Below are 8,913 nucleotides of genomic sequence, written 5' to 3'. Positions count from 1 at the left end.
CCTGCGACTCCACGGCGCCTCGAAAAGGCGCGCGAGGAAGGCCAGGTTGCGCGTTCGCGTGAACTGGGGACGTTCATGGCCCTGATCGGCGGCATCGGTGCCCTGTGGCTCGGCGGCGAATCGATCTTTCGCACCCTGCGCGGCATTTTGCGCAATGGCCTGTGGTTCGACCCCAGGATTACGCGCGATCCTCAGGTCATGCTCAACGTCGCGGGGGATTCCGCCTGGCACGGCCTGTTGATCGTATTGCCGTTCATGGCCCTGTTGCTGGTGATCGGCATCTTTTCCTCGGTGGCGCTGGGGGGGTTCCTGCTGTCTTCCAAGGCCCTGGAACCCAAGTTCGAACGGCTCAATCCGCTGGCGGGGATCAAGCGCCTGTTTGCCGCGCAGACGCTGATCGAACTGCTCAAGACGCTGGCCAAGGCAGGGCTGGTCGGCTTCGTCGGCGTCAAGGTCATCTGGGCCTATCGGGACGAGATGCTGGCCTTGTCCCGCATGGCGCCCACCGAGGCCCTGGCGCGCGGTCTGGACCTGGCCGCGCTGTGCTGCCTGCTGATCGCCTCGTCACTGATCATCATCGTGTTGATCGATGTCCCCTGGCAGATCTGGAATCATGCCAAGCAACTGCGCATGTCCAAGGAAGACGTCAAGCAGGAACACAAGGACAGCGATGGCGACCCCCACGTCAAGGGCCGCATCCGCCAGCAGCAGCGCGCCATGGCGCGGCGGCGCATGATGAGCGCCGTGCCCGAAGCCGATGTGGTCATCACCAACCCGACCCACTATGCCGTGGCCTTGCGCTATCGCGAAGGGCAGGGTGGGGCGCCCGTGGTCGTGGCCAAAGGCACCCGCCTGATTGCTGCGCAGATCCGCGAACTGGCCGCCCGGCACGGCGTTGCCCTGCTGGAGGCACCGCCGCTGGCGCGCGCGCTCTATCATCATGTCGAGATCGACCGGGAAATCCCCGTCGCACTGTACGCTGCCGTGGCCGAGGTCCTGGCCTGGGTCTACCAGCTGCGCAATTGGCAGCAGGGCTCGGGTACACTGCCGCAGGTGCCGCAGAACCTGCGCGTGCCCCCCGAACTCGACCCGCAACAGGGCCTGCCACAAGGCCCTGAACAGGCCTTGAATCCCGCCTCATGAACAGTTTCCTGGATTTTCTCAAAGCCCACAGTTCCGGGCATGCCCGCCTGATGGCCGGCCCCGTGCTGATCCTCATGGTTCTGGCCATGATGATCCTGCCGCTGCCGCCGTTCATCCTGGACCTGTTGTTCTCCTTCAATATCTCCCTGTCGGTGATGATCCTGCTGGTGGCCATGTTCACGCGCAAGCCGCTGGACTTTGCAGCCTTTCCTTCGGTGCTGCTGTTTGCCACCCTGCTGCGCCTGTCCCTGAACGTGGCCTCCACCCGGGTGGTGCTGCTCAATGGTCACAAGGGCCCGGACGCCGCCGGCCAGGTCATCGAGGCCTTTGGCCATTTCCTGGTGGGCGGCAATTTTGCCGTCGGCATCGTGGTGTTCATCATCCTGGTGATCATCAACTTCACCGTCATCACCAAGGGCGCGGGCCGGATTGCCGAGGTCGGCGCGCGCTTCACCCTGGATGCCATGCCCGGCAAGCAGATGGCCATCGATGCCGACCTGAATGCCGGCCTGATCGGCGAGGACGAGGCCCGCAAGCGCCGCGCCGAAGTCTCCCAGGAAGCCGAATTCTACGGAGCCATGGATGGCGCCAGCAAGTTCGTGCGCGGGGATGCCGTGGCGGGCCTGCTGATCATGGTGATCAACATCATCGGCGGCTTGATCGTCGGCATGGCGCAGCACGGCATGTCGGCTTCGGATGCTGGCAGCGTCTATACCCTGCTGACCATCGGCGATGGGTTGGTGGCGCAGATTCCGGCACTGGTGATTTCCACAGCGGCGGGCGTGGTGGTCTCGCGCGTGGCAGACGATCAGGACGTCGGCCAGCAGGTGATCGGGCAGTTGTTTTCCAATCCCAACGTGATGTTCATCACGGCCGGCATCCTGGCGCTGATGGGGCTGATTCCCAATATGCCGCATGTGGCGTTCCTGCTGTTCGCGGCCATTCTGGGCGGCGGCGGCTGGCTGCTGCTCCAGCGCCAGCAGCGCGAATTGCAGGCGGCGGCAGCCGACCCGGGGCGGGAACAGGCCGCCGTGGCCGCTGCCGCCGAGGCCAGCTGGGATGACGTCGCGCCTGTCGATCCGCTTGGCCTGGAAGTCGGCTACCGCTTGATTTCCCTGGTGGATCATCAGCAGAATGGCGAATTGCTGCATCGCATCCGCAGCCTGCGCAAGAAATTCGCCCAGGAAATGGGCTTCCTGCCCCCGGTCGTGCATATCCGTGACAATCTTGAAATCAAGCCCACGGACTATCGCATTCTGCTGTTTGGCGTCGAAATCGGCTTTGGTGTGGCCCAGGTCGGGCAGTGGCTGGCCATCGATCCAGGTGGGGTGACGGGGCCCATCCAGGGCACGCCGACCAAGGACCCGGCCTTTGGCCTGCCAGCGTTCTGGATCGACCCGGCATTGCGAGAGCAGGCGCAGATCGCGGGCTACACTGTGGTTGATACCGCCACCGTCGTGGCGACTCACTTGAACCACCTGATGCATCGCTACGGATCGCGCCTGCTGGGCCGTCAGGAAACCCAGCAGCTGCTGGATCACATCGCTCGCGATGTGCCCAAGCTGGTCGAGGACCTGATCCCCAAGACCATCACGCTGCCCCAGTTGCAGAGCCTGCTGCGCAGCCTCCTGGACGAGGACGTGCCCATCCGCGACATGCGCAGCATCCTCGAAACCGTCACCGAACATGCGCCGCGCCTGGCCGCGCTCAATCCGGCCAGCACCGGGCCGAACCTGGACGAACTGCTGGCCCAGGTGCGCGTGGCGCTGGGTCGGGCCATTGTCCAGCATTGGTTTGCAGGCGAAACGGAACTGCGTGTCATCGGCCTGGACGCTCGCCTGGAGCGGGTGCTGATGCAGGCTTTGGGCAGCAGCGGCGCTCTTGAACCCGGTCTGGCGGAAAATCTGCTGGGCGATGTCCAGCGCACCGTTCAGGACCAGGAGGACCGGGGCGATGCGCCCGTGCTGGTGGTGCCGCCGGTACTGCGGGCCTCGCTGTCGCGTTTCCTGCGCCATCACTTGCCGCACATGGCGGTGCTCTCCAGTGCCGAGATTCCCGAAGAACGGATCATTCGGGTCACGGCAGTCGTCGGCGGGAGTCCTGAGTGAACATCAGTCGTTTTTTCGGCGCCACCAACCGCGAGGCCATGCGGCAGGTGCGTCTCGCGCTGGGGCCCGATGCCCTCATCATCTCCAACAAGCGGGTCAACGGTGGGGTGGAAATCCTGGCCACCGACCAGACCTCGCTGCCCGATGGCGATGCGCCTGCAGCGGCCTCCCGGCCCGTGCAGACCAGGCCAGCCGCGCCCACCCCGCATGCGTCCACCGGATATGCCGCCGCCGCGCCGGGCGCGGATCTGCTGGGCGCAATCGGTGAACTCAAGGGGTCCCTGGAGACGCGCATCGATGAACTGCTGTGGGGCGGCCAACTGCGCCGCTCTCCGCATACCGTCACGCTGTTCCAGAACCTGCTGCGCTTTGGCTTCAGCACGGCGCTGCTGCGGGCGATGCTCAAGCACATGCCCGAGCAGGCCAGCGCCCGGGCGGCGCTTCAATGGGCCCGCAAAGAACTGATCAGCCATCTGCCGGTGCTGTCATCCGAGGACGCGCTCTGGCAGCCGGGCCTGGCCTTGGCCCTGGTCGGCCCGACTGGCGTGGGCAAGACCACGACAGTGGCCAAACTGGCCGCCCGTTGCGTGCGCCGCAGCGGACCGGGCAGCCTGGTCCTGGTGACGACCGATACCTATCGGATTGGCGCGCATGAGCAGCTCAAGATCTATGGTCAGATGTTGCGCGTGCCGGTGCATGTCGTGCAAGACGTCCATGAAATGCGCCGCGTCGTGCAGTCTGTGCGACCGGACCAGACCTTGCTGATCGACAATGTCGGCATCAGCCAGCGCGATCGCTACATTCATGAACAGGCTGCCCTGCTGGCGGGCGCCGGGCGCACGGTCGAACGCCTGCTGGTGCTCAATGCCGCCAGCCATGGCGATACGCTGGACGAGGTCGCGCGGTCCTATGCCGGTGATGGCGGCACACCGCTGCGTGGCTGCATCGTGTCCAAGATCGACGAAGCCTCGCGCCTGGGCGCGGCGCTGGACACGGCGATCCGCTACAAACTGCCGATTCATTATGTGTCCAATGGCCAGAAAGTGCCGGAAAACCTGTTGTTTCTGTCGGCAGCTGAACTGGTGGACCGGGCACTGGCGCCGGCCCAGGCCAGCCGGACCCTGTACGCGCCTTCCGAGGCCGATCTGGCGGCGTTGCTGTCCATGACGCAGCCAGCCGACAGTCCGGATGCCGCCGCCGAACGGCGGCGCCAACAGATTCTGCTGCCGCAGTTGCTGACGGGTTCGGCGCGCGGGGATGCGCTGGATATGGATCAGCTGCGTTGCGCCGTGGCCCAACAGGACGAGGACCCGGTCCTGTCCGAGGCCTACGATTTGTGGCGCAGCCGGGTGGCGGGCACCTTGCCGCCAGCCGCCGAGGCCATCGAACACCTGCGCCGGGTTGCCTACGGCAGCCTGGACGACGCTCAGCCTGCCCTGGTCGTGCATGCGCGCCAGTCACTGGACTGGCAGGGCCGGCGAGGCGCCTGGTCGGGGGCGGCCTGGTTCGATGGCCAGGGGCGGCCGCTGGCCGCAGCTTCGCAGCAGGCCGGCCTGGCCGATGGCTGGCATACGCCCCGAGGCGCTCGGCTGACCGCGCCTTCGGCAGCCGACGTCCTGCTGGCGCAGATCGATACCGAAACCGAAGATGCCCCCACTGCCGTTCTGCATGTGTTCGATGGCGGCAGCCAGACGCTGCTGCGCGCCTTGAACGTCCGTGGCAACCGCTGGCTGTCGGCCAGCAGTCCCCGGACCCGGGTCTGGTTGGATGACGAGCCCAGTGTCCTGTCGGCGGCGGTTCAGCCCCTGATGTATCAGCCCCTGGATGTGCAGGCGTTCTGGCCGCTGCTGTCGGCGGCAGGCCTGGTCGATGCCCGGCCGGCCTGGTGGGCGGCCTTCGGTCTGGCCGAACTGCGCGCTCGGGGTGAACCTGCTCTGCCGGTCCGGATCTTCAGTCTGCGGGCCTTGGACCCGCGGGACGGACGCCTGCTGAAAGTCTGGTATGCCGTGGCTGGGATGGCGGTGCAGCCCGATCCCGTCCGCATTGCGCACGCCCTGATCCTGCGCCAGGAATGCCACGCAGCCTGGCGCCAGGCCACGCCGTTGTTGGCGGATGCCGGGCGTGAGCCCCTGGTCGACCGGGCCGTGTTCGCAGCCCAGATGGGCCTGGCTGCCTGGCGGCTGGCTCAGGATCCGGCCCTGCAGCCCGCCGCGCGTGTCGCGGCTCGCATGCTGGGCGCCGACCGGCTGGCGCCGCGCCAGTCCCATGCGGGGCTGCTCAAACTGTACGCGCTGAAAGAACTGCTGGGAAACGCCTGAGCCAGCCGAGCAGCAAACGGGCGCGACAAGACCGCCCGCATGTGCAGACAAAGGCAGGATGAGACCTGGTGTCAGTGGTTTTCAGGGGCGGCGCAGCCGTCCGCGCGCGTCGTACAGATCCTGATTGATCAGGGCGTGCAGGGTATCCAGTGCCCGTTGATTGTGTTCCATGAAGGTGCGCAGCACCTGGCCGTTGTCCTGGTTCAGCCGGTGGGCACGGTCGGCGCGTTCGAACAGCGCATCAAAACTTGCGCGCAGTTCGGGATAGACGGCACAGACAGCGTCGATGCCGTCGGCATCGTCGGCCTGGTCCAGATCGTTCAGGATGCGCGCGCGTTCCTGATCCAGCTGTGCCAGGCGTTGCGCATAGTCGTTCTTGCGCAGGGTCAGTTCGGCCAGCGCAAGGTTCGTGGGGTTGTCCAGCAAGGCGGCGGATTCTGCCTCCAGTGCCTGGATGAATTCATCCAGCAGGCCAGATTGGGCCTGAATGCATTGCAGCAGCGTGTCGCCCGGATTCATTTCAGCAAATCGCGTACGCTGGCCAGCAGACCATCGGCAATCTTGCTGGGGTCGATTTTCAGTTGTCCAGAGGCCAGCGCATCGCGGATCTGCTGGACGCGTTCGGCCTGGATGTCTGCGCTGCCATCGTTCAGGGCTGCCAGATGGCGGGCAGCGGGGCTGAGGTCAACTGCCGCGCGATTGCTGGTGGCCGAGCCGGACGCGGCGTGGGATGCCGTATCGCCGCGCGTTCCCCCGGCCACCCCGCTCAGCAGGGGGTTGGACGAAGTGGAATTGATTTTCAAGGCTCGTCTCCGGGTTGGGTGGGAAGGATCATGGGTGCATCGCTTGTAACGGCGACCCGGGCGGATTCTTTAGGACCAGTTCACACGAGTGCGGCGCCAGGCGCCTTGTGCAGAGATCCCCTGGGCCTCCACCCGACACGCCTACATCATAACCTGGACGGTATGGGCATCGATCACCGTGCCGGTGATGATCTGCCCGCCTGGGGTGCGGACCTGGATCTGGGTACCTGGCGTACCGGATTCCAGGGCCTGGCCTTCGCTGGTGGCAACGAAGCCGGTGCCGCGCGCGATCGTGCGCACGTGCTGGCCGCGTTCGATGGCGTTCGGGTCGCGCAGGGCGTTCGATTCGATCGGACTGCCGGCGCGGATGCGGCGCGTGGCAATCCAGCCGACGATGTGGGCGGGGTCACTGATCAGCCGGCGGTTGCGCAACAGGTCGCCTTCGCGGGTATCCAGATCGTCCAGGCCAAGGACTTCGTCGCGCCGGATGAGGCGGTTGGCCACGAAATAGTCGCCCAGGATCTGGACGCTGGCCTGCACGTAGAGGGTCCAGGGCTGTGGCGCCAGGCAACGCACTCCGACGGGCGTGCGCGGCTGCAGGCCCGAGCCGGCAAGAAAGACCTCCATCTGCGCGCAGGCGGACTGGTTCACGATGCGGGGAGGGTCCACGTGAATGATGGCCCGCCCCGGCCAGGCGGCGGTCCGTTTCCTGAGCAGGGCCTCGGCCTGGGTGACGATGGCTGCCGGGTCCTGCGGCGCGGGGCGAGCCGCCTGGGCGCGTGCCGGTTCGGGCAGGACGGCCGGCAGCAACAGGAACAGAAGCGGCAGGAAGCGGGATGTGCGCATGGCGTCATTGTAAACAGCACCGCAATGGCCGAATAGGGCTTCAATCCCCGCTTTGTTTTGGCGTTTGTTCCCCTGCTGGGGACCGTACTATGGTGGCGTGCGAAAAGCCGCGAATGGTCGGGGGATCATTGGGTGCGCGGCGGCGCGCTTTCCGCCCACTTGTTTCAGTGCAAAGCCATGATCGATCGTATCGGCAAGGACTTCGAGTTCTACCAGAAAGCCCTGGCCCTGCGCCAGCAGCGGCAAGAAATCCTGGCGTCCAATATCGCCAATGCCGACACGCCCAACTACAAGGCGCGCGACATTGATTTCAACGCTACCTTGCGCGAAGCCATGGGCGAGGGCGGCCTGCCGCGCCTGCCCGATACATCCCTGACCCTGACTTCGGCGCGCCACATCCCGGCCCGCGCCCAGACCAGCGGCCCCGCCCAGGAACTGTACCGCGTCCCGACCCAGCCCAGCCTGGACGGCAATACGGTTGAAATGGATACCGAACGCGTGCAGTTCGCGGACAATACCTTGCGTTACCAGACGGATCTGCAAGTCCTGAACGGGCGCATCAAATCCCTGCTGGCCGCAATCCAGCAATAACCGGCCGCGCCACGGAAACCGCCATGTCCACCTTCAGTATCTTTCAGATTGCCGGTTCCGCGCTGTCGGCCCAGTCCCAGCGCATGAACGTTTCAGCCAGCAATATTGCCAACGCCGACAGCGCCGTCGGCCCCGACGACCAGCCCTACAAGGCCCGCCAGGTCGTGTTCCAGATGGCGCCTTCGGCCCGTTCCGAAGCGGTCGGCGGCGTGCGGGTGGCTTCGGTCCTGGAAAGCAATGCCCCCCCGCGCATCCAGTACGATCCCGGCAATCCCCTGGCTGATGCCCAGGGCTATGTCACGCTGCCCAACGTCGACGTCGTCGCCGAGACCGTCAACATGATTTCCGCTTCGCGGTCCTATCAGGCCAATGTGGAAGTGATCAATACGGCCAAATCACTGATGGCCAAGACCCTGACGCTGGGTCAATAAGGAGCCCCGCCATGTCTACCGTCAATGACGTCTATGGTTCGCACGCCGCCTCGGCGCTGGTCAATGCGCAGGCCCAGAACCTGATGGGCGACACCCAGGATCGGTTTCTGACCCTGCTGGTCACGCAGTTGCAGAACCAGGATCCCCTGAACCCCATGGACAATGCCCAGGTCACTTCGCAGATCGCGCAGCTGTCCATGGTCAACGGCATCCAGGGGTTGAACAACACCCTGCTGGCGCTGTCGGGCCAGATGGACATGTCCCAGTCCCTGCAGGCCGCCGGCCTGATCGGCAAGGACATCCTGTATCCGGGGGAAAAGATCTCGCTGGGCAGCGATCCGGACGACCCGACTGTCAAGACGGCCACGCCCTTCGGCGTCGACCTGATGTCCGGCGCAGCCAAGACCACGGTCACCATCCTGGATGCCACCGGCAAGGCTGTGCGCACGATCGAACTCGATGCCCAGAAGGCCGGCGTCTATCCCCTGACCTGGGACGGCCTGGATGACGCCGGGGCCGCCGTGCCGGATGGGGCCTATACCGTCCAGGTGGCCGCTTCGGATGCCAAGGGGCAGCCGGTTCCCGTCGAGGCGCTGACCTCGGGCCACATCAACAGCATCGCCTATACCTCCGAAGGCCTGAAACTGAACCTGGCCATGGGACAGAAGATTTC

Annotated in this window: 9 protein-coding genes; 6 read left to right on the top strand and 3 right to left on the bottom strand. The window is 65.6% G+C overall.

Going from position 1 to position 8,913, the window contains the following annotated elements; all coding sequences use genetic code 11:
- From flhB to flhF, 3 genes are all read left to right on the top strand, one after another.
- Positions 1–1,143, top strand: a 1,143-nt coding sequence (flhB, locus tag RBR29_RS08510) for a flagellar biosynthesis protein FlhB (protein WP_320348602.1), incomplete at its 5' end; no start/stop codon positions are given.
- The gene (flhA, locus tag RBR29_RS08505) at positions 1,140–3,251 is read left to right on the top strand and encodes a flagellar biosynthesis protein FlhA (RefSeq protein ID WP_320348601.1); all 2,112 of its coding nucleotides are present in this window, start codon (positions 1,140–1,142) and stop codon (positions 3,249–3,251) included. The genes flhB and flhA, both read left to right, overlap by 4 nt.
- The gene (gene flhF, locus RBR29_RS08500; protein ID WP_320348599.1) at positions 3,248–5,569 is read left to right on the top strand and encodes a flagellar biosynthesis protein FlhF; all 2,322 of its coding nucleotides are present in this window, start codon (positions 3,248–3,250) and stop codon (positions 5,567–5,569) included. Before flhA ends, flhF begins: the two co-directional genes overlap by 4 nt.
- An 81-nt stretch (positions 5,570–5,650) precedes the next feature.
- Here the strand turns inward: flhF and RBR29_RS08495 are convergent, their stop codons facing one another.
- From RBR29_RS08495 to flgA, 3 genes are all read right to left on the bottom strand, one after another.
- Positions 5,651–6,088: a flagellar protein FlgN gene (locus RBR29_RS08495; RefSeq protein WP_320348598.1), complete on the bottom strand. Its 438-nt coding sequence runs from the start codon at positions 6,086–6,088 to the stop codon at positions 5,651–5,653.
- On the bottom strand, positions 6,085–6,372 hold the full coding sequence (gene flgM / locus RBR29_RS08490) for a flagellar biosynthesis anti-sigma factor FlgM (protein WP_320348596.1): 288 nt from the start codon (positions 6,370–6,372) through the stop codon (positions 6,085–6,087). The genes RBR29_RS08495 and flgM overlap by 4 nt, the downstream gene beginning before the upstream one ends.
- A gap of 141 nt (positions 6,373–6,513) precedes the next feature.
- Positions 6,514–7,218: a flagellar basal body P-ring formation chaperone FlgA gene (gene flgA, locus RBR29_RS08485; RefSeq protein WP_320348595.1), complete on the bottom strand. Its 705-nt coding sequence runs from the start codon at positions 7,216–7,218 to the stop codon at positions 6,514–6,516.
- Between the two features lie 177 nt (positions 7,219–7,395).
- On the opposite strand from flgA, the gene flgB reads away from it, so the two are divergent.
- From flgB to RBR29_RS08470, 3 genes are all read left to right on the top strand, one after another.
- Positions 7,396–7,809 carry a flagellar basal body rod protein FlgB gene (gene flgB / locus RBR29_RS08480; protein WP_320348594.1) on the top strand — a complete coding sequence of 138 codons (414 nt, stop codon included), beginning with the start codon at positions 7,396–7,398 and terminating at the stop codon, positions 7,807–7,809.
- Between the two features lie 23 nt (positions 7,810–7,832).
- Positions 7,833–8,240, top strand: a complete 408-nt coding sequence (gene flgC, locus RBR29_RS08475; protein ID WP_320348593.1) for a flagellar basal body rod protein FlgC — start codon at positions 7,833–7,835, stop codon at positions 8,238–8,240.
- Between the two features lie 11 nt (positions 8,241–8,251).
- Positions 8,252–8,913, top strand: a 662-nt coding sequence (locus RBR29_RS08470) for a flagellar hook capping FlgD N-terminal domain-containing protein (RefSeq protein ID WP_320348591.1), incomplete at its 3' end; no start/stop codon positions are given.

This window comes from Castellaniella sp. (assembly GCF_034007085.1).
Taxonomy (GTDB): Bacteria; Pseudomonadota; Gammaproteobacteria; order Burkholderiales; family Burkholderiaceae_B; genus Castellaniella.
This window is presented reverse-complemented; position numbering and strand designations above follow the sequence as displayed.